The sequence below is a fragment of the Aureibaculum flavum genome, assembly GCF_016406085.1.
GTDB lineage: Bacteria > Bacteroidota > Bacteroidia > Flavobacteriales > Flavobacteriaceae > Aureibaculum > Aureibaculum flavum.
The window spans coordinates 658,936-685,298 of record NZ_JAEHFJ010000001.1 but is presented as its reverse complement, the minus strand read 5'-3'; the positions used below and the strand labels follow the sequence as shown (position 1 = coordinate 685,298).

Genomic DNA, 26,363 nt, shown 5'->3' with positions numbered 1-26,363 from the left:
ATGGCAGAAGATAAAAATAAAGAAAATCAATTAAATATTGAATTGGATGAGAGTATTGCAGATGGCACATATGCTAATCTAGCTATCATCAATCATTCTGTATCTGAATTTGTGGTTGACTTTGTTAACGTTATGCCAGGTACACCAAAGGCTAAAGTAAAGTCTAGAATTATTTTGACTCCACAGCACGCTAAACGTTTAGCAAAAGCTTTGGCTGAAAATATTAACAGATTTGAAAATGCTCATGGTGAAATAAAAGATTATGAACAGCCTCCGATTCCAATGAATTTTGGACCGACAGGTCAAGCATAAATGAATTAAAAGCCTCCAATATATATTGGAGGCTTTTTTTATATCTTAGTTATTATGAAAGTTAAGAGGCTATGGACCTATCCATTACTGTTTGGAATAATTGGTGCTTTATTAGGATTGATATTACGTTATGCTTACACAGGTTCTTTTAGTGGTTTCCCATTTAAGAATGTGTTGCATTCACATAGTCATGTAATGCTATTAGGCTTTATTTTTAATGCACTTTTAGTCACTGTATGGTCAACGTTTGCGATTGAGATTGATAAAGTTACTTATCGGTTGTTTTTGATATTGCAGGGATGTGTTGCTATTTTTTTAGTGGCATTTATCCTGCAGGGATATGCTTTTTACTCCATTTTGTTTTCTACTATTCATTTATGGGTTAGTTACCTATTGTTAATTCGTTTATGGCGAAAGCTTGATCCGAATAATAAACAACAAAATTTAATAAAACTTGGGATTGTCTTTCACTTTCTGTCAAGTTTAGGACCTTATATGTTAGGACCACTTATGGCCATGGAAATGCAAAATTCACCTTGGTATCAGCAGGCTATTTTCTTTTACCTACATTTTCAATATTTTGGCGTGTTTTTAGCATGGATGTTGGCAGTGCTATTTCATAAAGCAACAATTAATCTCAATAAAGTTCAATTATTAGTATTTACCGTTAGCCTTGGTTTTCTTTTTACACACTCATTAGATTTTAGTTTTAATCATTGGTCAATTCAATTATTTGGTAGTCTTGGGGCGTTAGGACTGTTCGGTTTATTATTACGTTTTGTAAAGCAATTCAGTATCCTAAAACACAGCTATAAATTTCTTTATTTAGGGATTCTAATAATTGCTTTTTTGAATATTTTAGGGAGTACTCCTGTCATAGCTAATTTAGTTGTAGAGAGTAGGTTTATTTTAATCGCCTGGCTTCATTTAATTTTCTTAGGTATTTATACGCCTTTTATTTGGTTGTCATTACCTAAAAAAGTGCATCCAATACTTTGGTTCTGCTATGGCTTTGCATTGCTCAGCTCTGAAATAGGATTACTCTTTCCTCAATTTATTAATAAGTGGACTACTATACCGATAATGTGGTTTTTGTTTTTTAGTTATTTAGGTATATTCTTATGTATTTGTATAGTGCATGTTTCCACTATTTTTAATTTGAGAAAAACAAATGTCATTATTAAAATGTAATATATTTATTAGTATATAAAAAAATGTTAACACTCCTTTACTACATTTTACTATTTACAAATTCAATTACTTCTTTTTCAACGCGTAAAGTCTCGTTATATATTTTATCAGCTTTAGCGATAATTTCCTTAGCAAAATTCCTGTCTTTTAAATCTTTAGCATTAATTTTCACGTTAAAATAAGCACCAATTACAGCAGTTCTTGCACATAACACGCCAACAGCAGCATCAGAAAGTGAACTCGGTAAACCCTCTTTAACCATTGTTTGCATTACTTCCATTGATTTAAAAGCTGTTTCCATAACTTGAAATGGAATTTCAGTGGCATATTTTGTAGCATCTTCAATAGCCTGTCTTCTGAGTTCTTTTTCTTCAGTGGTACTCTTAGGCATTCTAAAGCCGTCAATAATTTTACCAAAGGCATTCGTATCTTCATCTACTAAAAAGAGTAATTTGGTCTTAAATACTTGTCCTTTTTCCGCCCAATCTGAATAATATTTCCATTTATCATCCCAACCGGCTTTATGAGAAGACAAGTTGGCAACCATAGCTCCTAAAGCTGCACCTAAAGCACCCGTATAAGCAGCAATAGAACCACCACCAGGAGCAACCGATTCACTTGCGGTTACATCAGCAAAGTCGGATAAAGACAAATCAATAAGCTTTTTACTAGCATCTTTATTCAATACATACTCTATTATCTTTTCTTGAGGATTAAACGGTTTCAAATCATCTAACCCAAGTGATTTTACAGCAATTTTTATTTTTTCTTTTTCAGAAATACCTAGAGAACGTTGTTGTTTTTCTAGAAAATAATCGGCAGCAGCCAACATTGCTTTTAGAGGAATAAGTCCAACCAATTCAGAACCCGTTACTCTCAATCCTCTTTCTTCGGCAATTTTTGCCGTTTCATCAAAAGCGATGTGCATGGGCGTAATTGAAATATTAGTCAAGTTATACGAAATTTGTGCAATTCCATATTCTTCAATATACCAACCAATACCTTTTACCGCTTTTAATTTACCAGGAATACGAACGGGCTCTCCATTATTATCTATTACTTTTTTACCTGTAATTGGATTTCCTTCTCTTTTAATTCTACCGGCTTCACGCATATCAAAAGCGATAGCATTTGCTCTTCGAGTTGATGTTGTGTTTAAGTTGATATTATAGGCAATGAGAAAGTCACGTGCAGAAATGGCTATGGCTCCTGTTTTTGAAACACTGTCATTAAATTCAGCTGGGCCAAAATCAGGTTTCCATTCAGGGGCTATTAATTTTTTAGGTAAGCCTTCATATTCTCCAGCTCTGCAATTGGCTAAATTTTTTCGTTTATTTTCTCTTGCTGCGGTTTCATAAAAATATCCAGGAATGCCAAGTTCTTTGCCAACACGTTCTCCTAATTTATGGGCATATCTTGCCGTTTCTTCTAATGTAATTCCTGAAATTGGTACTAAAGGGCACACGTCGGTGGCACCAAACCTAGGATGTTCGCCTTTTTGATAACGCATGTCAATTAATTCTGCAGCTTTCTTAATCAATTGAAAAGCGGCTTCAATAACCTGCTCAGGTTCGCCAACAAAAGTAATTACGGTACGGTTGGTGGCTTTTCCAGGATCAATATCTAGTAGTTTTACACCTTCAACCGTCTCTACAATATGTGCTATGGTATTAATTTTTTCGGTATTGCGACCTTCACTAATATTTGGTACGCATTCTATCAATTGTTTTTGCATCTTAATATGCTTTACAGGTTATAAATATCAAAGTTATATTTTGTTTTTGAGATATTCCAATATTTTGGATTATAATACCCATTCTTATAACGATAAAAATATTTAAATCAATGAATATAAGTGATTAAAATTCCTTAGTTTTGCGGCGAATTTAAAAATAATATAAAATGAAAATAGTGAAATTTTTTACAGTTATATTAATGTCAACTGTACTTTTTTCTTGTAACAGTCAAGGTGTTACAAAAAAGGCATTAAAGACTGAAATTGATTCAGTAAGTTATGCTTTAGGTGTAAATATAGCTTCTAGTTTAAAACAAACTTTTGATGATCTTGATAATGATTTAGTAATGCAAGGTTATAGAAATGGAGCAGATTCAATGAATATTTTAATTCCTGCTGCAAAAACAGATAGTATTATTAGAGCTTACATGCAAGGGAAGCAAATGGCAGAACAAGAAAAGCAACAAGCTGAAGCATTAGCAAAAGCTGAAAAAGATTTTGCTCCTATTAAAGCAGAAGGTGAAAAATTCTTGGCTGAAAATAAAACAAAAGAAGGTGTAAAAACAACGGATAGCGGTTTACAGTACATTGTTTTGAAAGAAGGTACTGGTGAAAAACCAATGGCTACATCTAAAGTAAAAGTTCATTACCATGGTACTTTAATTGACGGAACTGTATTTGATAGTTCTGTAGATAAAGGAGTACCAGCTGAATTTGGTGTTGGACAAGTAATAAAAGGATGGACAGAAGGCTTACAGTTAATGCCAGTAGGTTCTAAATTCAAATTCTTTATACCTCAAGAGTTGGCTTACGGAGCTTTTCCAAGACCTAATGGTCCTATAAAACCTTTTGCAACTTTAGTTTTTGAAGTTGAAATGTTAGAAATAGTTAAGTAGTATTTTCATAACAAATACTATCTATAAAAAAGGAGCGATGTTTACATCGCTCCTTTTTTATTTTATAAAATATAATAATTGATTAGATAGTTAGCTTAAACACCTTAGTAAACTGAATGAAGTTTAACATCATTATTATTGTTACATTAATCTTATATATTCGTTTAATACGCTACTTGTTTTAAAATGGAAAGGTTTAGAGAAACAATGTTATAATTGATCAAAACCTACTTTTAATTTTTGTGGAGGAAATGAAGATTGTCAACTTCATATTCTAATTATTGTTTTAAAAGCTGATATTAAAATCTAATCGAACACGGTTTCCAGTTTCCTTGTCATTACCGGTTGGTATTATTTGGTCTACCATAAAACACCTTAATTTTAGATTAATGTTTTTGTCAATGGCATACCCGCCAGCTATTTCAAGACCTTTAAAATTTGTTAACCTGCCATCTGGTGAACCTTGTGAAGAATAATCCCATCTTGCCCAGTCATTTTGTGATAAAAAATCTACCGCAGCATATTTTTCTAAATAAGTATAAGTTAATTGCATTTTCCAGTCTCCTTTTTTTGCTAAATTCCCAATACTAATATTAGACACTAAGCCTTTTTTTTCATTTTTTAAATTTTTAGGAATTGAGTCTTTTTTATCATAGTCTTTAGTGTTAAAATAATAGTCAACACCAGCCATTATTTTTGGATGATTCACTAATTTAATATTTGCACCAAGATGTACGATAGAATAATCTAAAAGATAAGTTTCATTACCATCTGGGATATTAGGCATTTTATTAAATTTATAATAAGAAGGAAATATTTTAATTCTATTTTTCCAATGTGACGTTACGAGCTGAATACCTTGAAAGTAACTATCTGACTCTAGAGCTTTACCTTGGGTTGCTACAATAAAATGACCAGTATTTATTTGTAACGATGTTAAAAAATTATTATCAAAATTAAATTTACCTGATAAAGCAACACCTTCTGGAAAAACGTTATCACTCCAAAAAAGTTCATTTTGTTTTTCAAAAGGAAAGGCGTTTTTACCAACCCAGGCGGAAAACCATTTATAGTTGAATTTGGCATATATTTTTTCAATAGCAATTGGTAAAGTACCGAATTCTTTAAAACCATCACCTAATGTCAATTGAGGGTCTTGTTGCTTTTTTGGGTCACCTGTCCTTATTCTAATTCCTGATGATAGCCAGTCATTATATTTATAGGAAACACCAAAACGTGCCCTATAACGGAGACGTGTTCGATCATCGCGATAAACACCTGAAGAATTGAGAGATTTCCAATCTTGTTCTATTCTAAATCTAAAATCTCCCATAAATGAAAATTTCTTTAGAGTGTCATTACTTTGTGCCGATAAAAATATAGGAAGTAATACTAGTAGTAAAAAGGATATTATTTTTTTCAAGTGAAGAATTATTAAGGAATTATACAATGGTTTCGTTAAAAACGAAATTAATAATAATTTAATTCGAATTAAGAATTAACTCACATTTTTTTTCCTCAATTAATAACATTTAAAATTAAATAATCATTGAATTTATGTGCTGAATATGAATACCATTGGATAACTTTAGTATCAATTAAATTGGCTATTTATTCTCATCAAAATCAACTAATAATCCATTATGAATCCATTCCGCTAAAGCTTCTCTATTTTTATAATTAAGAATTCGTTTTTGATCTTTTTTATTTTTGATATTTCCCAATTCAATATAGACCATGGCAGGTAACGTGCTTTTTATTAAATATAAACCCCTAGTGCTTACCGAACCGTCGTAAACTCTATTTGGTTGATGTTCGTTATACTTTTCTCTAAAAGAATTATGGATATTTTCGGCTAATTGTTTACCACTTTTACTTTTACTATCGTGATAGAAAAAGACATCAATATTTTTATTCTTATTTCTACTGTCAACATGCGTAACAATTAATCTTTGGTAGGCACCTTTATGTTTTAAAAATAAATTATTTACTGCTTTTGTTCGTTGTCGTAATCGCAATTTCTGGCTTAAAGGAATTGGGTTTTCGGGGTAACAAAATTCATCATGATCTACTTCTAATATTTTATCATCTCGAATTCCGTCATTTTTATCTTTAATAATTATATAAACCTTTGCTCCATGGGATATCAGCATTCGTGCAAGACGTAAAGTTACATCATATGCATACTCATCTTCAGAAATAAGCGTACCATTGTAGTTTTCCATAGCACCGGGATCAGGACCGCCATGCCCAGAAATTAAATAGTAAATGGCACCTTTTAATTTTTTATTTTCTATTATTATAGGATTGTAGTTTTCACCAAAAATAGGATCGTAAATTTTCTCGAGTGATACAATGGTGTCTATTGTTTTTGAAATCGTTTCAGTAGGAACAGAATCAGATATTTTAGGTATTTTTATTGTAGTAATACTGTCCTTTTTAGTTAATGGAATGATGTAGGTTTTGCCGATAAGCAAACCATTATTTTTTCTTAAGTTTTTTTTATTTAGTGCTATAAATTCTTTAAGATATTTTGTCGGATCCAAACCATTTTTTCGAAGTATTGAATAAACACCATCACCATTAACTGCCGTAACTGTTTTATGTGCTGTTTGGGCAATTACAAAAATGTTTATACTAAGTAAAAAGAGAAGGCAGAATGTTTTTCTAAGCATTTATGAAATAACTTTTTTTATTTTTATCGTATATATTATCCATGATGACATCAATAGCAATGGACAATTTAATTTTTGGTTCAGCGAAACTAATAATTTTTTATAAACTATTGATAGGTACACGTAGTAAGATCTAAATATTTAATAACAAAATAATCAGTTTTAGCTTTTACCGCAGCAAGTATATGTTAGTTTTTAATCTGCTTGCCATTAATAAAAACCGAGTCTATTAAATTACTTCCAAAAGCATAAGGTAAAAATCCATAAGATGGAATTTCTTTAGTAAGTATCAGATTTGCTTTTTTTCCTTTGGTAATACTTCCGTGAGTTTCTGAAACATTCATTGCATAAGCAGCATTTATTGTAGCCGCATTTATGGCTTCTTCTGGAGTCATTTTCATTTTGATACATGCTGTACTTACAACAAAATTCATATTGCCACTTGGTGTAGAACCAGGGTTATAATCTGTAGCTAAAGCTAAAGGCAAGCCAGAATCAATCATTTCTCTTGCCGGTGCATATGGAATGCCAAGAAAGTAAGAGCAGGAGGGAAGTGCCACAGGCATCGTAGTCCTGTTTTTTAAGGATTCAATATCTTCGGTTGTCATAACTTCAAGATGATCAACAGAAAGTGCATTATATTTAACACTGATTTGAATACCCCCAATGCTGTTAAATTGATTTACATGTATTTTAGGAATTAATCCATAAGTTTTAGCTGCTACAATAATTTTTTCTGTTTGAGCAACAGAAAAATAGCCTTTTTCACAAAATACATCAATAAACTCAGCTAAATTTTCAGCTGCTATTTTTGGCAACATTGTATGGGTAATTAGATCCACATAGCCCTCTTTATTGTTGTTGAATTCAGAAGGAAATGCATGAGCTCCCAAAAAAGTTGCTTTTATGGTGATAGGGAAATTTTCTGACAATTTTTTGATTACGCGTAACATTTTAAGTTCAGCGTCTAACGTTAACCCATATCCTGATTTTATTTCAACAGCACCTGTACCTAATTTGATTACTTCATCTAAACGTTTAGCAGATTGCTTATATAAATCATCTTCACTAGTTTGTTGTAATTTTTTTGCTGAATTTAATATACCTCCTCCTTTTGCGGCAATCTCTTCATAAGTTAACCCGTTAACTCGGTCAACAAATTCTCCTTCTCTATTTCCAGCATAAACAATATGTGTATGACTATCACACCAAGTGGGTAATACCATTTTCCCTTTAGCATCAATTACTTCATTTACTCGTATTTCGTAAAGATTTTCCATTTTTCCAAAATCCTTAATTAAACCATCATCTATCAATAAGAATGCATTTTTAAGGGTAGGTAATGTTTTCATTTCAGCACCAGAAACCCTGCTCACTGAACCTTCTCTAATTTGCAGCAATTCTTTAATATTTGTAATAAGTGTAGGCATAATTGGCTATCTTTACCGTAAAGATAACGAAATATGTTAGAATTAAGTAAGAGTGAATATGCTTCATTTTTTCAGCCATATATTGATATTTTGGATGGAAATTCAAAAGGTATCATATACAATTTAGAGGACTCTTTAAATACAGCTTTATTAATACTGGAGGATATCTCAAAGGCAAAACAGTTGTATAAATATGAAGTAGATAAATGGACAATAAAAGAATTAGTTCAACATATAATTGATTCTGAACGGGTATTTGGTTACAGAGCATTAACGTTTAGTAGGAATGATACTACACCTTTGCCTGGGTTTGATGAGAATCAATTTGTTCAGTATTCAAATGCTAATGACAGATCTTACGGAGAATTGTTGGAAGAATTAAAGGTAGTAAGATTGTCTACAATTTTACTTTTTAAAAGTTTTGATATAGCTGATTTTGAAAAGGTAGGAGTTGCTAGTGGTAAATCAATGTCACTTAAAGCGTTAGGGTATATAATTTCGGGGCATTTGTTACATCATTTAAAAATTATTGAAGAAAGATATTTAATTTAATGGAGTTTGAAGTGATTGAAATATAATAATTTGACTTTTGTTTACGTTATTTAATAAAAATACGCTAGACATGAATAAAAACTACGATTCAGAAAATGACGAATCTTTTCGTCACAAAAAAAAAGGGAAAAAGAATATTAAACCTCACAAAAAAGATAAGTATACATTATCAAAATTGATAGAGTATGAAAATTATCTTAATACTATTGAACTATTCAGTAAAGGAAATAATAATTTAGATTTTCAGTAAAAATTCTTATATTTGAGTATAATCTCATATTCAATAAATTATGCGAAATATACTTTTGGTTACTAGTCTGTTTTTTACTTGTTTTATTTTTGCTCAAAAAGAAAATGAAGTTGAGGATGACTTAAACGTACCCAAAAGTATATTTGCATTAAACTCTTTTGAGTATCTGAAAAATAATAACGACATCAGCTCATTACAGTTAACTGGCTATAAGTTTTTAATCGCGGATAATAATTACCAGTCCAGTTTTTTTTATAGAAACTTACATTTAGATGTTAGAAATTTTGGCAGGTATGCTTCTTATGAAGATATTGCTGATAATTACGCTAAAGCGAGTTTTTACAAATATGATGTAGGTAAAAATTCAGACCATTTTATTTGGAATATGTGGGACACCAGTATACAGAAACAAGCTCAAAAAGCTAAAAATTAATACGCCGTTTTATCTTCTTTTTCTGTCCATTTGTTAAAAGCTTCTATAGCAGTAGTTCGGGCTACTTGTTGAAAAGGAATACTACGTTTATCAAAAGCTAAATCAATTTCCTTATAAATAAAGGCATCATCAAACCCTATATTGGCAGCATCTGTTTGACTGCAACCAAAATATACTTTATCTGGCCTAGCCCAATATATTGCACCTAAACACATAGGACAAGGTTCGCATGATGTGTAAATAATACAACCTTCCAATTGAAAGGAATTTAAATGTTTACAGGCATCTCTAATAGCAGTAACTTCAGCATGTGCTGTAGGGTCATTATTCGAAGTTACTTTGTTATTTCCTCTTCCAATTATTTTGTCATCTTTAACAATAACACAGCCAAAAGGACCTCCTTCATTGGCGTTCATTCCTTTTATTGCTAATTGAATAGCTTCAGTCATGTAAACTTCATGGTCAGACAAATTTTTAGTATCTGATTGAGCTTTCTCAGCTTCCCCAGGGAATTTTTTATTGAAATTTTTACACATTATAATCTAATTTGAGATAAAAAAAGAGACATGAGAAATGTTTACCATCTCATGTCTCTAGTTTAATATTTAATTAAAGCCCACTAGTCATTTCCTCAGGTTTAACCCATTCGTCATATTGCTCAGGAGTTACATAACCTAAACGAACAGCTTCTTCTTTTAAAGTTGTTCCATTTTTATGAGCTGTATTAGCAATTTCAGCAGCTTTATAATAACCTATTTTAGTATTTAAGGCAGTAACTAACATTAATGAGTTGTCTACTAATTCTTTAATTCTAGGTCTATTTGGTTCTATACCTTTAGCACAGTGTTCATCAAATGAAGCACAAGCATCTCCTAATAATCTAGCAGATTGCAATACATTACTTGCCATAACTGGTTTAAAAACATTCAATTCATAAGTTCCTTGCATACCACCAACAGTAACTGCAACATCATTACCAACTACTTGTGCACAAACCATTGTTAATGCTTCGGCTTGCGTTGGATTTACTTTTCCTGGCATGATAGAACTTCCAGGTTCGTTTGCAGGAATTATTAATTCGCCAATACCTGAACGGGGTCCAGAAGCCATTAAACGAATGTCATTGGCAATTTTGTTTAATGATACTGCCAATTGTTTTAAAGCTCCGTGAGATTCTACTAAGGCATCGTGAGCGGCCAACGCTTCAAATTTATTTTCAGCAGTTATAAAAGGTAATTCTGTAAATTCTGCTATTTTTTTTGCTACTAAAACATCATATCCTTTTGGTGTATTTAATCCTGTTCCAACAGCTGTACCACCAAGAGCAAGTTCTGAAAGGTGAGCTAACGTGTTTTTAAGAGCTTTTAAACCATGATCGAGTTGAGAAACATATCCTGAAATCTCTTGACCAACAGTTAAAGGTGTAGCATCCATTAAGTGAGTTCTACCAATTTTAACAACATCAGAAAAGTCTTTTGCTTTTTTATCTAATGTATCTCTCAATTGTTCAACGCCTGGAATTGTAGTTTCAACAATCATTTTATAACAGGCAATATGCATACCTGTTGGAAAAGTATCATTAGATGATTGTGATTTGTTTACATCGTCATTCGGTTGAATTGTTTTTTCACCTTCACCAATTTTTTTACCCGCAATTTCATGAGCACGGTTTGCAATAACTTCATTCACATTCATATTACTTTGCGTACCTGAACCAGTTTGCCATATTACTAATGGAAATTGATCATCTAATTTGCCTTCTAAAATTTCATCACAAACTTTAGAGATTAAATCACGTTTTTCTTCAGTCAATACACCCAAATCAAAATTTGCATGAGCCGCTGCTTTTTTAAGGTAGGCAAAACCGTAAACTATTTCTAAGGGCATTGAAGCAGAAGGCCCTATTTTAAAGTTGTTTCTTGAACGTTCTGTTTGTGCTCCCCAGTATTTTTCAGCAGGTACTTTTACCTCGCCCATGGTATCTTTTTCTATTCTGTATTCCATTGTAAATAATATTTAAATGCTTTGATATTTTGTATTGTTTATCAAAAACAAAGTTACAAAATATGTAACTCTTAGGCATTAAAAAAGGCCAGCATTTGCAGACCTTTTTAAATTATTTATTTTGAGGATTATCCTCCAAAGCCTTCACCTTCATCATCATCCATACCTCCACGTTCTCGTTGTGTTTTCTTCTTTTGGTTAAATCTATAGGTAAACGCTAAATTAACACTACGCTTTCTTCGTTGAAATGAACTATCACTTATAAAAGTAGGCGTATTAGACTCTATTGAATATTTACGTGTATTAAAAACATCGCTTATGTTAAAAGTTAGTGAAGCCTTTTCTTTTAAGATGTCTTTACTAAAAGCCAAGTCTGTTGAAAACATGCCTTTACGCTTGTTTTGGGCATCTTCACTAGGTCCCATATAAAACAATCTTGTTTGCCACTCAATATTTGCTGGCAATGTCACTTTATTGTTTAATCTGATAAACCAACTTACATTTTTTGCACCATAATCAGTTCCGTTATAATCACCAATTGTTTCTGAATTAAACAAATTAAAATTACCATTCATATTCCATTTTTTCGTTGGTCTATAGGTAACGGTGAATTCAAATCCATACCTGTTATTTGTAGCTAAGTTTATAGGTGTACGTCTAATAATTGGTATATCAGTACCTCCAACAACAGCCGTTTCTCCAGTATCTTCACTGATGAATGTAAAGACATCAGTTGCACGTTGATAATAGATAGAAGTATTTAACGTTAATTTTCCAAATCTGTTTAAATAACCTAAATCAACTGTATTTGAATAACTAGGGTTAATATCAGGATTTCCTATAAAAAGATTAGTAGCACTACTCCTTGATGGAAATGGATTAATATAGCGAGAACGAGGTCTTCTTATACGACGATTATATCCCAAAGTAATACTTTGCTTTTCATTTAATTCATATCCTAAATTTACAGTTGGAAAAAAACCAGAATAATTTTTCTTTTCATAGTCATTACTGCTTAATTGTTCTATGGTAACATCAGTAGTTTCAAATCGTAAACCCAATAAATACGAAAACTTGTCTTTAATTTTACTACCAAACTGAGAATATAAGGCATTTACATTTTCTTTATAAATTAAATTATTACTAACGTCTGGATCTAGTTGAAAATCACCATTATTGTCGACAGTATCTAGTCTGTAATCCGTATCTAAATCATTAAAATCACCGCGGTATCCAAATTCAAATTGGCTATTCTCTCCAATAGGTAAAACATAATCAGTTTTTATTAAAATTTTCTTTTGAGTTTCATAAGTACGTACCTTTTCAGCATCTTCACCATCAGCAGTTATTAATGAATTTTCATCTTCAGAAGTGCTTTCGTGTTGAAAATCAGCCGTTAATTTGTGTCCGTCCGTTTTAAAATCTTTATTGAAATTTAATGAAAATTCTGTTGTTTTATCGATGTCATTTTCAGGGTCGAAACGCAATGATTCTTTCAATAAGTTATTGTTAATGTCGTACTGTTTAATGAAATTATTTGTTTCACTGTCATTATCTCTATTACCAAATAAGACGGTTGCAGTAACAGAAGTTGATTCGTTAAGATAGTATTCTACACCAAAATTGGTATTAAAGCTATTGCCTTTTCGTTCAGTTTCACGTCTTTCGTTTAAAAACGTGTCTGGATTGTCAACAATTAAATTCCCATCATCATTAAACTCTTTATTGAAATATTGTGATTCCGTTAAGGATAAACCTGGAGATTCTCTATAACTATAACTTGTGGTATTAAAAAAGTTAAAGTCTCCTGTTCTATAATTAATATTTCCTGAAATCCCAGCTTGGAAAGGAGAACCTACATTTGTGGTAATAGAACCGTTAAAACCTTGTAATTTACTTCTACGCAAAATAATATTTAATATACCACCAGTACCTTCCGCATTGTATCTTGCAGATGGAGAGGTAATCACTTCAACTTTTTCAATAGCGTCTGCAGGTAATTGACGTAAGGCATCCGTAGAGTTTAAACCAACTAAACCAGATGGTTTACCATTAATCAATATAGTTACATTATCATTTCCTCTTAAAGCAACATTACCTTCAACATCAACGGAAACTGAAGGTACATTATCTAAAACATCACTTACGGTACCTCCTCTAACGGTTAGGTCTTTACCAACATTATATATTTTTTTGTCTAATTTAATTTCCACCGTTGTTTTTTCAGCAATGAGTTCAACTTCATCTAAAGCTTGGCTGTCAGCACTTAAAACAATTTTTCCTAAATTTAAATTATCATTAACTATTTTTTTAGGTAAGCTATAGGTTTTAAAAGAAATAAATTCAATAGATATATTATACGTTCCTTTTTTTGCTTCTACATTAAATTTACCATTTTCATCAGTTAAACCTCCAGTTACTTGATCTCCATTAGTTGGTCTTAATACGATTGTGGCATACTCTAATGGTTGATTGGTATCTTGGTCAATAACAGTACCCGTTATTTCAACTTTTTGCTGAGCATTTAAGGTAAAAGCAATACTAGTTAAAATAAAAAGTGATAAAATATTTTTTAATTTTTGCATAATTATAAAGTGATACTTTTTTATTGGGTGAATTTCGTTTACTAAATTTTGACAAAAATAGATACTTAATTTTGGAGTTCATATGATTTACTGTTAACGATTGTTAAGATAAAAATGAAGTTGTGAAATGTAGTTTTAGTGGTGTAACACGCTTTTAATCAGTGATTAAAAATGGATTTAGCGAGAGGTTGCTTTGTTAATTAAAAGTTAAAAAAGAAGCTTTTAGGAATAAGAGAATATTTCAAATTCTTTTTTCACATAAAAAATTGCCAACTATTTTTAGAATGTGAAAAATATATATTATTTTTGACGAAATATTAAATAAATAGAAGGCAATATGGAATTTCAACAATTTATAGGATTTTTAATTTTTCTAGGCGTATTTACTATGGGATTTTGGTTGTTGATATTTTCTTTAACCTTTATTGTACCTTATTGGCTTTTTGGAACCATAATGGAAAATATAAAGTTAAAACGTGAGGCTAAAAAGAATAAAAAATAATTTTAGTTATATATAAATTATAAAAAGGGGTTGATTTTTTCAACCCCTTTTTACATTTTTAAATCTTGTTTATCTTCCAATTCATCTTTCTTTACCTCTTTACTTCTGTCTTTTTTACTCTTACCATTTTGTTTAAATTGATAAGTAAATGCTAAGGAAAATTGTTGGTCATATCTTAAACTTCTTAAGGTATTGCTATTTGCTTCCAATGTACGTGTTGTAAAAGCCTTCGTTTTGAAAGCATCTATAACTTTAAAAGTAAGCATTGCTTTCTTTTTTAAAAGAGAAGTACTAACAGTAAAGTTTGTAAAGCTGACCGTTCTGTATTTAGCCAAGCCATTTATCATTGGCGATTGATAATAATGTTGTACACCAAAACGGAGCCCATTGTTTAAGGTGACCAATGCAGAACCTTCAGCATACCAAACTGTATTAGATATATTATAAGCCTTATCTAAAGCGTTTGTGGTTTCTTCTCTGTACGGACTTACATAAGTATTTAATCTAAGACCCTTAAAAGGAGTGTAAGTAATATCGACATCAACTCCTAAACTTAGTTTATTTCCACTATTGATAGGTAGTCTTTTAAAAGTTTCTAACCCTTCAGTATTCTGGCCTGCACTTTGTAAGATTGTTAAAAATTGCTCTTCAGCATATGTAGCATATAATGATGACGTTATCAATAATTTCTCGAAACTCATATCATATAATAGTTCCAAAAAATTAGTGTAATAAGGATCTAAATCTGGATTTCCAACAGATTGATATCGCTCGTCAGTTAAAGAGATGAACGGATTCACTTGATAAATTTCAGGTCTATTTATCGATCTGCTATAGTTTAAGGAAAGATAACTTTCGTTTTCAAATTCGTAACCAAATGATGCCGATGGAAAAAAATCGATATAGTTTTTAGATTTCTCATTACTTGAGTTAGTTCCTATAGAAACATCGGATAGTTCAGAACGCAGACCTAATGCATAAGAAAAACCTCCGTGAGTTGCAGTATATTGTGCAAACAATGCATGTACTTTTTCATCATAATTTACTAAATCAGTAAACCCTCCTATAGTTGTAAAATTGCCATTATTGGGATCGACTTGAGATACATTATAATCATTTTCATAAACACGACACGTACCTTTATAACCTATTTCTAGGGTTTTGTATTCACTAAAAGGTAAGGTATAATCTAGCTGTAATAAATAATCTTCTAGGTTCTGATTTTTATCGACTTTTAGTTTATTGTCTTCATAATTTGGTATAACTATATTTTCTAAAATATTGGCTTTATTATCAGATACAGTTGTGCCATATTTAAAATCAAAAGATAATGTTTCTCCTTCTTCATTGAATTTATTAGTGTAATTTAATAGGCCTTCTATTTTTGAAAGATCATCTCTGTCATTTACATTTCTTTCAGCCGATTGTTTTATTGATTTTTGTGAATCAAAATCATCTAAATTTAAATGAGAATTAAAATCTTTATTGTGATTGTTGTATAGTAATGAGACGGTTATGCTATTTTTTTTGTTTAAATAAATATCACTTCCAATACTAAATAAAAAACTGTTTCGTTGATTTTTATCTTTTCTTTTTTGTTCAAAATAACCTAAAACACTATCAGAATTGTCAAAATAGGTTTGGTCAATGTCGGTATGTAATATCTTCTTTTCATTGTTAAAGCTAATGGTACTAAATAGGTTTATAACTTCATTACTTTTATTTAAAAATAGAGAGCCTCCATTATTATCAGGAACTCCACCATGAATGTCAAAAGAGCCACTAAATCCTTCACCTTTTCTTTTTTTAGTGATTATATTTAGAATTCCGCCACCACCTTCAGCACTATATTTTGCAGAACGTGTAATAATTTCAACTCTTTCAATACTATTTGAGGGCATTGCACTTAAAACATCCGATCCATTCCCTAAGCCAAAAAGAGGTTTTCCATCAATTAAAAGAGTGGCAGAAGCACCCCTCATATTTACATTTCCATCTTGGTCAACAGTTACTGAAGGTGTATTGTTTAATACATCTAAGGCATTACCTCCATTATTTGAGATATCTTGTGATGATCTATATATCTTTTTGTCTATTTGAAATTCTGTAAGCCGCTGTTCTCCTATAAGTTCTACTTCGTTCAACGTTTCTGTGTTGTAAAACAAAACAATGGTACCAAGGTCAATAGATTCAGATATATTCTTGTCTTTTATAATATATGGGTCAAAAGATATAAATTCAGCTTTTATTAGGTAATTATCAGGTAGAATATCAATTGTGAAATTTCCTTTTTTGTTGGTAGTGGTGCCTAATAAAGTAGAATCCTTTTTAAAGGAAATGGTCGCAAATTCTATCGGACTACTCGTGGCAGCGTCAATTACTTTGCCGGTAATCGTTATCTTTTCCAAAGACTCTTGGCCTATAGAAGATAATGAAAACGTAATACACAGAAGTAATAAGATTGTTTTTTTCAATGCTATTTCCTTTATTCACAAAGCTAAGGCATTAACATAAAATAAAAAATAGTGGTTTTTGGGTAGTTTATTTTAAAGAAATTTATTTTAATAAAGCAGAAATATTTTCTGGTGGTCTCCCTATTACAGCTTTATCACCTTTAACTACAATTGGTCTTTCAATTAGTTTTGGGTGCTCTGACATCGCTTTAATAATTTCAGAATCAGAAAGGTCTTTCCCTTTATAATTTTCTTTCCAAATGGCTTCATTTTTCCGAACCAATTGAAGAGGTGAAAAGTTTAATTTTTTTAGTAAATCTTTAATTTCATCTTCAGAAAGTGGATTCTTAATATAATCAACCACCTCAAAATCTTGTTTTGAATTATTTAATATTTCTAGTCCACATCTACTTTTGCTGCATCGATTGTTATGGTAAATCTTCATCTCTTCGTTTTATTTTGAAGTGCTAAACTATAAAAAACTAACATAACATCATATCTTTGCAATCTTAAAATTTATAAATGATAATTACTGATACACATACCCATTTATATTCTGATCAATTTAAAGATGATCGCGTAGAAATGATTCAAAGAGCTTTAGATGCAGGGGTTTCTCGTTTTTTTATACCTGCAATTGATTCAACTTATAATGATGCCATGTTTCAATTGGAACATGATTTTCCTAAAAATGTCTTTCTGATGATGGGATTACACCCCACAAGTGTCAAAGAAAATTATAAAGAGGAGTTATTACTGGTTAAAGATTGGATTGATAAGCGTAATTTTTATGCTGTCGGAGAAATAGGGATTGATTTGTATTGGGATAAATCATTTTTACAACAACAGCAAGACGCTTTTAAGACTCAAATAAAATGGGCCAAGCAAAGAGACTTACCAATAGTGATTCATTGTAGAGATGCTTTTGATGAAATTTTCGAAATATTAGAAGAGGAAAATGATGATAAATTACGAGGAATTTTTCATTGTTTTACTGGTAATGAAACACAAGCACAAAAAGCAATTTCTTATAATATGAAATTGGGTATTGGTGGTGTTGTAACTTTTAAGAATGGTAAAATAGATCAATTTTTAAATCAAATTGACTTAAAACATATTGTTTTAGAAACAGATTCACCATATTTAGCACCAACTCCATATCGCGGTAAACGTAATGAAAGTAGTTTCATCATAAATGTTTTGGAAAAACTAGCAACTATTTATAACTTGAGCCCTGAAGAAATTGCGAACATAACTACTAAAAATTCAGAATACGTATTTGGAATTTGAAAGCATAACATATTATAAAACGCCAATAGGAATGGCCAGAATTGTTGGAGATAGTAGTGGTGTTTCTTCTATTACCGTTATTGATGGTAATGATAAAAGCTCAACTAAAATTCCTAAATGTCTTCAAGATTGTGTACAACAGTTGGACGAATACTTTCAGAAAAAAAGGAATTCTTTTAATTTGAAATTGAATCCGCAAGGAACTGAATTTCAAAAGCAAGTTTGGCAAAGTTTACAACAAATTCCCTACGGAACAACAAGATCTTATCAGAAACAAAGTGAAGCCTTAGGTGATGTTAAAGCTATTAGAGCTGTAGCTTCCGCTAATGGAAAAAATCCATTGTGGATTGTTGTCCCGTGTCATCGTGTTATAGGATCGAACGGTTCACTTATGGGCTACGCAGGTGGTTTGTGGAGGAAACGTTGGTTGTTAGAGCATGAAAATCCACCAGAGCAGCAGTCTTTATTTTAAGGTATCATATACGAGGTTGGAAAACGGTAAGTATAAAGTTGAGATAAAATCAACTATCATTCCGACGTAGAAGGAATCTCATGAATACTAGTACTGCTTATTAAACTATAATACTCACTAAAAAAACCTATTTTTACCGTTAAAATGCTTCGATTTAGTGAATAAATTCATTTGCATAATTGTTATTTTATTTGGTTCTTTTGCGTACGCTCAAGAAGGGGCTGAGCGTTATAAATCGAAAACATTTCAAGTCGTTTCAGATACAATACAAATTGATTCAATTAGTATTAGCCCTTATAATTTTAAAGTATTTGATAACTTAAAACAGCAACTAGATAGTATTAATTACAAGGTTGATTTTGCGACTTCTATATTGATTTTAGATCATTTGAAATACCCAACAATTACAATTGAATACAATGCTCTTCCTACGTTTTTAACCAAAACCTATTCCGTTTTTGATAAACGATTGATAGTACCGAAATCGACAGATTTATCACGGTTATATAGTGTAAAAAGCAGCACTAAAAATAAAACTTTTACTCCTTTTGATGGATTAAATACGAGTGGGAGTATATCAAGAGGGGTAACTGTTGGTAATAACCAAGATGCTACCGTTAATTCAAATTTAGATTTACAGATTTCAGGTCGGTTATCAGATAAAGTTCAATTAAGAGCTTCGATTACAGATAGTAATATTCCTTTACAAAATAATGGTTATACCCAGCGTTTAGATGAGTTTGATCGTGTGTTTATTGAACTTTTTAGTGATGATTGGAGTATAACTGCAGGAGATATTAATTTACAAAATACAGAAAGTCAATTTTTAAGATTTAACAAAAAAGTGGCGGGACTTCAACTTGATGTGAATTTAGAAAATGAAGAAAGTGATGTAAATTTATTTGCGTCAGGTGCATTGGTTAGAGGTCAATTTAGCCAAAATCAGATTTTAGGTCAAGAAGGTAACCAAGGCCCTTATAAAATTACAGGTTCAAATAATGGGACTTTGGCAGAGCAGTACATTCTATTAATTTCTGGTTCTGAACGCGTTTTTATAAATGGTGTTTTACTAAAACGCGGTGAAAACAATGATTATGTTATTGATTATAACACAGCAGAAGTTACGTTTATGCCAACTTATCCGATAACTGCAGATATGCGAATAGTTATAGAATATCAATTTGCTGATCAAAATTACACACGGTTTGTGACCTATAATGGAGCTGCATATGAAACCGATAAATTTAAGATAGGCTTTAATTTTTATAATGAAAATGATGCTAAAAATCAGCCTTTACAGCAAGATTTAAGTAACAGTCAAAAACAAATTATTTCCTTAGCAGGCGATGATACTGCTCAAATGAATGTTTCTTCAGCTTACGCTGATGTTTATGAAGAACATAAAATTCTATATAAAAAGGAATTCCAAAATAGTGAAGAAGTTTTTGTGTTTTCTAATGATGAAAATGATAATTTATTTAATGTAAGATTTACGTATGTAGGTGCCAATAATGGTAATTATCAAATTCAAACGACCATAGCTTCGGGTCGAATTTACGAATTTCTTACTCCAGTAAATGGAGTTATGCAAGGTGACTATGAACCTATTATACAACTAGTAGCTCCTGAGAAATTACAAATAGCAGTAATGAACTTGAGTTATAACCCTAGTTTGAAAACGAGTTTTAATTCTGAAGTTGCCTATAGTGTTAATGACAAGAACCTTTTTTCATCAAATAACGACTCTGATAATAAAGGGGTTGCGGCTAAGTTAAATTGGCAACAACTATTAACTGATGGAAAATGGAAATTAAATAGTAATGTCGATTATGAGTTTATTCAACAAGATTTTAAAACTATTGAACGTTTTAGAAATATAGAGTTTGCACGTGATTGGGATTTAATTAATCCACTCGGGAATCAACAGTATTTATCTGCAAGTTTAAATTATACAAATCCTGAAAAAGGAAAAATGATGTATGAATTTGACTGGTTGAATTTTAGCGAAAATTATTCAGGAACAAAACATAACTTTTTAAGTGATTTGAAATATAATAAAACAAAAATAAATATTAATAGTAGTTACTTAAATAACGATTCAGACCTTACTGAAACTGAATTTTTTAGAGGTTATGTAGATGTAAAACAGCATTTTAATAAAAGTTGGGTAGGGGCAAGATTAAACAGTGAAAGTAATGAGCGTAAAGATAAATTGACTAATACACTTTCTAGTTTAAGTCATAAATATATAGAATCTGAGGCCTATGTTGGCGTAGGAGATACCGCTAAAGTTTATGCAGAATTGGGTTATAAGTATAGAACCACAGATAGTTTACAAAACAATCAATTGGAACGTATAAATAAGGCCAATACTTATTTTTTAAGATCACAATTAATTCAAAATGCAACGGCGAATTTATCTCTGTTTGTCAATTACAGAACCGTAAATCATGAGAACTCTCCCGAGGCTTCGGGATTAAAATCAACGAAAGAGGAATCTTTAAATTCGAGACTATCATATCGCCAACAATTATTTAAAAATGCCATCACATTGCAAACAGTGTATGAAACCAACTCAGGTAATTTACCACAACAAGAATATAGCTATATTCAAGTAGATACTGGACTCGGTTTTTATACATGGAATGATTATAACGGTAATGGTATACAAGAATTGGATGAATTTGAAACGGCACAATTTCAAGATGAAGCTAATTATGTACGGGTATTATTACCAACCATCAATTTTGTAAAGACGCATCGAAATAAGTTTAGTCAAAGCTTAACTATTTATCCATCTAATTGGAGTGTCCAAAAAGGATTAAAAAAAGTTTTATCTCATTTTAACAATCAATCTTTTGTACTGATTGATAGCAAAAAGCAACGAGACGGATCAAATTTTGAAATTAATCCGTTTAATATCAATAATGATGTGTTGTCGTTAACTTTTAATTTAAAAAACAGTTTGTTTTTTAACAGAGGGGAACAAAAATATTCAACTACATACACCTATATAACGACAAAGAATAAAAATTCCTTTTCAATTGGTGATCAAGAGCAAGCCTTAAAAACACATCAATTATTATTTAACCATAAAGTTGGTAAATTTTGGTTATTTGACTTTAAGACTGCACTTACGGAAAACAAAAGTGCTTCAGAACAATTTACGAGTCGTAATTATACCTTAGAAAATACAGAAGTTAATCCGAAAATATCTTATTTGTATAGTAAAAATTCACGATTAGAAATGGAGTACCATTTTAAAAGTAAAGACAATCAATTAGGGGATTTTGAAACCTTAACTTCTCATAATTTTGGAGCAAATTTTGTTTTTGCTAAGAATCAAAAATATTCCATTAACTCTTCAATAAATCTGGTATTCAATAAATTTGAGGGTAATTCAAACTCAGCAGTAGCTTATCAAATGTTAGAAGGTTTACAACCAGGCACTAATTATACTTGGAATTTAAGTTTACAAAAAAGAATTACTTCATATTTAGATTTAAACATCAATTATTTAGGTAGAAAATCTGAAACGGCAAATGCGATTCATACGGGTACAGTTCAGTTGAGAGCGAGCTTTTAATTGTATTCACTATTTTTTATTAAATCAAAATTTAAATAAAGGCGATTGAAGTTTTAAACTATATTCGATTATTAACCAAAATAGGATTAACAGAAAATTAAAACCTATAAAGTTCCAAAGTGAGTTTCTCTTTATAAATAGATTAAAATAAATAATAATTATATTTATTATGAGCGAGCCTAAAACAAAAAGGTAAAAATACTTAAGTTCATAAACAGTATTTGAATAAAGGATGTCTGAGTAGTCTTTATTTTTTGACTTTAAGCCAATTACATTTTTTAAAAGTAAGGTGAGTTTAAGTTTTACTTCATTTTTTTGTTTTGCAAGAAAACCAATACTTTGAATGTGGAAAACATAACCTTTACTCGTTTTACATTTGTATCCTACTACTTTATATTTATCACTGTCTCCTATGCGTTCTAATAGTTCTTTAGTCTCAACCACGGTATCATTTATTGTAGTTTTAGGTAAGATAAAGATGTCAATAAATATAATAGATATTAGAAGAGCTACTAAAAAGAATAATGATAAAACAAATTTATTATTCATAAAAATGTTTAAAAATCTACTTGGAAAGGTTTTTAAAAAATGCTCTATTTTTGTTCTAATGCTCAATCGACCTCAGAAATTTCAATGTCTTTTTTCATAACTTAAATAAATATATGCTCTTCCAATAAGCAAAAGTACTCGAATTAAATTAGATTCCCATCCAATTTTTTATTTGTTGCGTATAGCTTCTGCCAGAAGTTACACTCGTTTTTTGCCTATTTTTTAAAGTAATAACATACCTGCTATTAAAATATTTTTGTACGTTTTCAACATAATTTGTGTTTATAATAATAGCTCTATGAACCCTTAAAAATGAATTTGGTAGTTTAGTTTCTAATTGAGTTAAAGATAACTCTGTTAAATGGTTTTCCGTAATCGTATAAATGCTTACATATTTAGCATCCGCTTCAAAATAAATGACATTTTCTAATTTTACAAAAAACAGTTTGTCACCTTTTTTAACGGTAATAGAGGTCATTTTTTTAGTCTCCTTTTGAGCAGACATTTCTTTAATAGCATCTAATAGCTTTTGAGAATTATTATTCCCTTTAAGCAATGCCAATTTTTTAACGGTTTTTTCTAAACGCTCCAAGCGTACGGGCTTAACCAAATAATCAATACTATGGGTTTCAAAAGCTTGTAATGCGTATTGATCAAAAGCGGTACAAAATATAACCATAGGAATTTGTTCCAATTGGTCTAGTAATTCAAACCCTGTAAGTCCTGGCATTTCAATGTCTAAAAAAATAACATCTGGATTTAATTGATTAATTTTTTCTTTAGCCTCTGTTCCGTTTTTAGCGGTATCTATAACTTGAAAATTGTCTGGAAAGTTGTTCAATAGTTTTAATAACCGTTCTCTAGCTAAGAGTTCATCATCTATGATAATTGTGGTATAAGGTTGATTCATTGCTTTCTAGTTTTCAATGGTTATTTTAATTTGCTTAGTTGGCTTGTTTTTCCAACTTATGGATGCCTTTTCCTTATAGGTTAATCGCAATAAATCGAATACTGTTTGCAATCCATGGCCACTTACTAAACCCTCAGGAAAATCGGGGCCATTATCTTCTACAATAATTGTAAAACCAGTTTCAGTTTTATTTATTTTTAACGTAATTTGTCCATTATTTTCAACCTTAGAAATACCATGTTTTACCGCGTTTTCTATTAAGGGCTGAATAAGAAACATGGGAATTTTTATATTCTCTAGGGACTTATCTACATCAATAATGAAATTTAAACGGTCTTCAAAGCGAATCTGTTCTACTTCTAAATAATTTTTAACCATCTCAACTTCATCTCCGATAGTACTATCTTTTTTACCTTTTCGGTTGATGGTGTATTTGAATAAATCAGATAAAGACAATGCCATTTTTTCTGTTTTATCGGCATTTTTATGTGCTAAACTGGCAATAGAATTTAAGGCGTTGTATAGAAAATGTGGGTTAATTTGAGATTGTAATGCTTTTAGTTCAGCTCTTGTTTTTAGTTCCCTGAGCTCTGACAGTTTAGTTTCATTTTCTACAATTAAGTTTCGTTCTTTAAAAATAAAATAACTTAAAAGTGCTCTAATGGTAGCAAATGCGATAATATATAAAAAGGCCGCTGACACAAAATAATAATTATCATTATTAAAAGTATCAATAGTAAAGTACATAATCAATAAGAGAATAATAAAGGGTAAAAAACCAGTTGATATAAAAATTAAACTAGTCTTTGCTGAAATTTGTTGTGAACTTTTACTAATTTTTAACTCAAGAAAACGAAGAAAAAACAAAAAAGGAAATATAAGTACAAAAAGTATAATTGTAGTTGTGAAAATTGTGTCTTTTCTAAATATTCCTGTTGCTCGATACCTACCAGGTATCGTTAAGAAATCATAAAAAGAGACGAATAGAATTATTAAAATATCTGTAAATAGCAATGCAATAATAGTGATAACACCAAAGCGAAGCCAATCATTTTTAAATTTGAATGATAATGCTCGATTAATTTTCTGAACAAGAAAAAGAGATATTAAAAGTAAAATAATAGATGGTAAAATAAGAACAGAAATAGGATTTCTTACCCACCAAATTGATCTATCTCTTTGTGAAAATTCTTGATTTTGAAAATTTATAACCAATAAGTTATATTGTAGACAATTCAATTCAAGAATATCAGCCCATGGTTGTATAGGTAACTTTTCCTGTCCTTGTGAAAAACTAGCTGCTACTAGAAATAACATTACTATAAATGACACTATCTTCTTCATGACTGTAAATTTAATTATTAATACACCACAAAGAAACTTTTAAAGTCTGGTTAGTGAAACTAATTTCTGATGAACTGCATATTTCGCTTATAAATTACATCAAACTGTTTTGGAAGAATTATTTTTATCTTGCAACCATAAATATTATGCAACAATTCAATCTAAATAACAACACTTTAACTCTAAAAGTGCAAAAGTCACCACTTTTTGTAAGAAGTGTAATGTTCTTATTTTCGTTTTTATTTTTTATCGCTCCAGTAGTTGGTATGGGGTTCGCAATTTCGTTTGGGGGTAAATTTCATATTGGTTATATTTTTATGATGATTCTTTTTGGGTTACTAGGTTTTTATTTACTACGTATTTCATTATGGAATACCTATGGTGAAGAGGTCATCATATTTAATAAGTCTACAATAAATTATGAAGCCAATTACGGCTGGTTTAAAGATGGAAAAAAACTAATTAATTCTGATAATGTAAAATATTCTTCGAGGGCTATTGGCTATGAAGAAGATGAAAAAAGTGCTTTAATTATAGAAAACAGTGATAATAAAATTGAGTCTGTAGTAAAAATACATAATGATGAACTGAATGAGCTCATACAGTTATTACAACTTATTTAGAATAGTATTTTTATCTTATACAATAGTCAATAAAGTTCTAATTTTTAGAGACTTCGATAGCGATATGTAAAAGTTGTTACATAGCTTTTTAAGAAAATAGTGTAACTTTGTGTAATAATGACAAAACTGTTTGCCATATTATCTTCATTATTAATCCTTTTTCAGAGTTTCAATATTAGTATTGATGATATCTCTAAATTAAAGGTGCTGCTAGAACATGCAGAATACCATCAAGAAAAGTATGGTGATACTTTTATGGAATTTTTGGTTGAACACTATAGCGATGATGCTATCTTAAAAAGTAATAATCATAAAGAACATGATAATTTGCCATTTAAACATGACAATCATAAGTGTTCACATTTAAATGGTACTTTTACATTTAGAGCAATTACATATAATTTAGATTTCACACCATTTATAGCAATACCTTTTAACTTCTTTTACAAAGATTCTATTTCTTGTTTTGAAAAACCTTCTGTTTTTCAACCGCCCAAATTGGCATAATTCATACTCCATATTTTAAAAGCTCACAAAGGATTTTCATTTGTGTATTATTAATTTTTTTAAA

General features: G+C 30.5%; 24 protein-coding genes. 12 read left to right on the top strand and 12 right to left on the bottom strand.

The genetic code is table 11. From position 1 onward, the window contains the following. Both JBL43_RS02980 and JBL43_RS02975 read left to right on the top strand, forming a co-directional pair. Complete coding sequence (locus JBL43_RS02980) at positions 1-312, top strand: DUF3467 domain-containing protein (protein WP_117883593.1); 312 nt, start codon at positions 1-3, stop codon at positions 310-312. Between the two features lie 54 nt (positions 313-366). Then, the gene (locus JBL43_RS02975; RefSeq protein WP_198839981.1) at positions 367-1,503 is read left to right on the top strand and encodes a hypothetical protein; all 1,137 of its coding nucleotides are present in this window, start codon (positions 367-369) and stop codon (positions 1,501-1,503) included. 40 nt (positions 1,504-1,543) lie between these two features. On the opposite strand, the gene ftcD is transcribed toward JBL43_RS02975, so the two are convergent. After that, positions 1,544-3,238: a glutamate formimidoyltransferase gene (gene ftcD, locus JBL43_RS02970; RefSeq protein WP_198839980.1), complete on the bottom strand. Its 1,695-nt coding sequence runs from the start codon at positions 3,236-3,238 to the stop codon at positions 1,544-1,546. A gap of 167 nt (positions 3,239-3,405) precedes the next feature. Here ftcD and bamJ point away from each other — a divergent pair, with 167 nt between their 5' ends. Continuing rightward, positions 3,406-4,134: a BamJ family beta-barrel-assembly machinery protein gene (bamJ, locus tag JBL43_RS02965; protein ID WP_198839979.1), complete on the top strand. Its 729-nt coding sequence runs from the start codon at positions 3,406-3,408 to the stop codon at positions 4,132-4,134. 286 nt (positions 4,135-4,420) lie between these two features. Here bamJ and JBL43_RS02960 read toward each other — a convergent pair whose 3' ends face one another. From JBL43_RS02960 to hutI, 3 genes are all read right to left on the bottom strand, one after another. Beyond that, the gene (locus JBL43_RS02960) at positions 4,421-5,557 is read right to left on the bottom strand and encodes a putative porin (RefSeq protein ID WP_198839978.1); all 1,137 of its coding nucleotides are present in this window, start codon (positions 5,555-5,557) and stop codon (positions 4,421-4,423) included. Positions 5,558-5,741: 184 nt separating this feature from the next. Continuing rightward, positions 5,742-6,809, bottom strand: a complete 1,068-nt coding sequence (locus JBL43_RS02955) for an N-acetylmuramoyl-L-alanine amidase family protein (protein WP_198839977.1) — start codon at positions 6,807-6,809, stop codon at positions 5,742-5,744. 188 nt (positions 6,810-6,997) lie between these two features. Continuing rightward, a complete protein-coding gene (gene hutI / locus JBL43_RS02950; RefSeq protein ID WP_198839976.1) occupies positions 6,998-8,239 on the bottom strand; it encodes an imidazolonepropionase in 1,242 nt (413 codons plus the stop codon). Positions 8,240-8,272: 33 nt separating this feature from the next. Here hutI and JBL43_RS02945 point away from each other — a divergent pair, with 33 nt between their 5' ends. The 3 genes from JBL43_RS02945 (at position 8,273) to JBL43_RS02935 (ending at position 9,474) form a co-directional block, all read left to right on the top strand. Further along, a complete protein-coding gene (locus JBL43_RS02945) occupies positions 8,273-8,791 on the top strand; it encodes a DinB family protein (protein WP_198839975.1) in 519 nt (172 codons plus the stop codon). 70 nt (positions 8,792-8,861) lie between these two features. Further along, the gene (locus JBL43_RS02940) at positions 8,862-9,041 is read left to right on the top strand and encodes a hypothetical protein (RefSeq protein ID WP_198839974.1); all 180 of its coding nucleotides are present in this window, start codon (positions 8,862-8,864) and stop codon (positions 9,039-9,041) included. Between the two features lie 40 nt (positions 9,042-9,081). Then, the gene (locus tag JBL43_RS02935; RefSeq protein ID WP_198839973.1) at positions 9,082-9,474 is read left to right on the top strand and encodes a hypothetical protein; all 393 of its coding nucleotides are present in this window, start codon (positions 9,082-9,084) and stop codon (positions 9,472-9,474) included. Here the strand turns inward: JBL43_RS02935 and JBL43_RS02930 are convergent. From JBL43_RS02930 to JBL43_RS02920, 3 genes are all read right to left on the bottom strand, one after another. Beyond that, positions 9,471-10,010 (bottom strand): nucleoside deaminase, encoded by a 540-nt coding sequence (locus tag JBL43_RS02930; RefSeq protein ID WP_198839972.1) that lies wholly within the window; start codon positions 10,008-10,010, stop codon positions 9,471-9,473. The two genes, JBL43_RS02935 and JBL43_RS02930, sit on opposite strands and share 4 nt — an antisense overlap. 73 nt (positions 10,011-10,083) lie before the next feature. Continuing rightward, positions 10,084-11,478, bottom strand: coding sequence for a class II fumarate hydratase (gene fumC, locus JBL43_RS02925; RefSeq protein WP_198839971.1), 1,395 nt, complete (start codon positions 11,476-11,478; stop codon positions 10,084-10,086). A 128-nt stretch (positions 11,479-11,606) separates the two neighbouring features. After that, on the bottom strand, positions 11,607-14,063 hold the full coding sequence (locus JBL43_RS02920) for a TonB-dependent receptor (protein ID WP_198839970.1): 2,457 nt from the start codon (positions 14,061-14,063) through the stop codon (positions 11,607-11,609). A 337-nt stretch (positions 14,064-14,400) separates the two neighbouring features. Between JBL43_RS02920 and JBL43_RS02915 the strand changes: the two genes are divergently transcribed. Then, complete coding sequence (locus JBL43_RS02915) at positions 14,401-14,565, top strand: hypothetical protein (protein ID WP_175418937.1); 165 nt, start codon at positions 14,401-14,403, stop codon at positions 14,563-14,565. 50 nt (positions 14,566-14,615) lie between these two features. Here JBL43_RS02915 and JBL43_RS02910 read toward each other — a convergent pair whose 3' ends face one another. Continuing rightward, complete coding sequence (locus JBL43_RS02910) at positions 14,616-17,039, bottom strand: TonB-dependent receptor (protein ID WP_198839969.1); 2,424 nt, start codon at positions 17,037-17,039, stop codon at positions 14,616-14,618. Between the two features lie 82 nt (positions 17,040-17,121). After that, entirely contained in the window at positions 17,122-17,463 is a 342-nt protein-coding gene (arsC, locus tag JBL43_RS02905) for an arsenate reductase (glutaredoxin) (RefSeq protein WP_198839968.1), read from the bottom strand. Between the two features lie 77 nt (positions 17,464-17,540). On the opposite strand from arsC, the gene JBL43_RS02900 reads away from it, so the two are divergent. From JBL43_RS02900 to JBL43_RS02890, 3 genes are all read left to right on the top strand, one after another. Further along, complete coding sequence (locus tag JBL43_RS02900; protein ID WP_198839967.1) at positions 17,541-18,308, top strand: TatD family hydrolase; 768 nt, start codon at positions 17,541-17,543, stop codon at positions 18,306-18,308. After that, positions 18,298-18,780, top strand: coding sequence for a methylated-DNA--[protein]-cysteine S-methyltransferase (locus tag JBL43_RS02895; RefSeq protein WP_438839429.1), 483 nt, complete (start codon positions 18,298-18,300; stop codon positions 18,778-18,780). The genes JBL43_RS02900 and JBL43_RS02895 overlap by 11 nt, the downstream gene beginning before the upstream one ends. A gap of 157 nt (positions 18,781-18,937) precedes the next feature. Continuing rightward, on the top strand, positions 18,938-22,366 hold the full coding sequence (locus JBL43_RS02890) for a DUF8818 domain-containing protein (RefSeq protein WP_198839965.1): 3,429 nt from the start codon (positions 18,938-18,940) through the stop codon (positions 22,364-22,366). 24 nt (positions 22,367-22,390) lie between these two features. On the opposite strand, the gene JBL43_RS02885 is transcribed toward JBL43_RS02890, so the two are convergent. From JBL43_RS02885 to JBL43_RS02875, 3 genes are all read right to left on the bottom strand, one after another. Beyond that, positions 22,391-22,915, bottom strand: a complete 525-nt coding sequence (locus JBL43_RS02885) for a hypothetical protein (protein ID WP_198839964.1) — start codon at positions 22,913-22,915, stop codon at positions 22,391-22,393. Between the two features lie 148 nt (positions 22,916-23,063). Then, on the bottom strand, positions 23,064-23,825 hold the full coding sequence (locus JBL43_RS02880) for a LytR/AlgR family response regulator transcription factor (RefSeq protein WP_198839963.1): 762 nt from the start codon (positions 23,823-23,825) through the stop codon (positions 23,064-23,066). A 6-nt stretch (positions 23,826-23,831) separates the two neighbouring features. Next, on the bottom strand, positions 23,832-25,169 hold the full coding sequence (locus tag JBL43_RS02875) for a sensor histidine kinase (RefSeq protein WP_198839962.1): 1,338 nt from the start codon (positions 25,167-25,169) through the stop codon (positions 23,832-23,834). Between the two features lie 146 nt (positions 25,170-25,315). Here JBL43_RS02875 and JBL43_RS02870 point away from each other — a divergent pair, with 146 nt between their 5' ends. Both JBL43_RS02870 and JBL43_RS02865 read left to right on the top strand, forming a co-directional pair. Further along, positions 25,316-25,792, top strand: coding sequence for a hypothetical protein (locus tag JBL43_RS02870; RefSeq protein ID WP_198839961.1), 477 nt, complete (start codon positions 25,316-25,318; stop codon positions 25,790-25,792). Between the two features lie 117 nt (positions 25,793-25,909). After that, positions 25,910-26,299, top strand: coding sequence for a hypothetical protein (locus JBL43_RS02865; protein ID WP_198839960.1), 390 nt, complete (start codon positions 25,910-25,912; stop codon positions 26,297-26,299). The last annotated feature ends 64 nt before the right edge of the window (positions 26,300-26,363 follow it).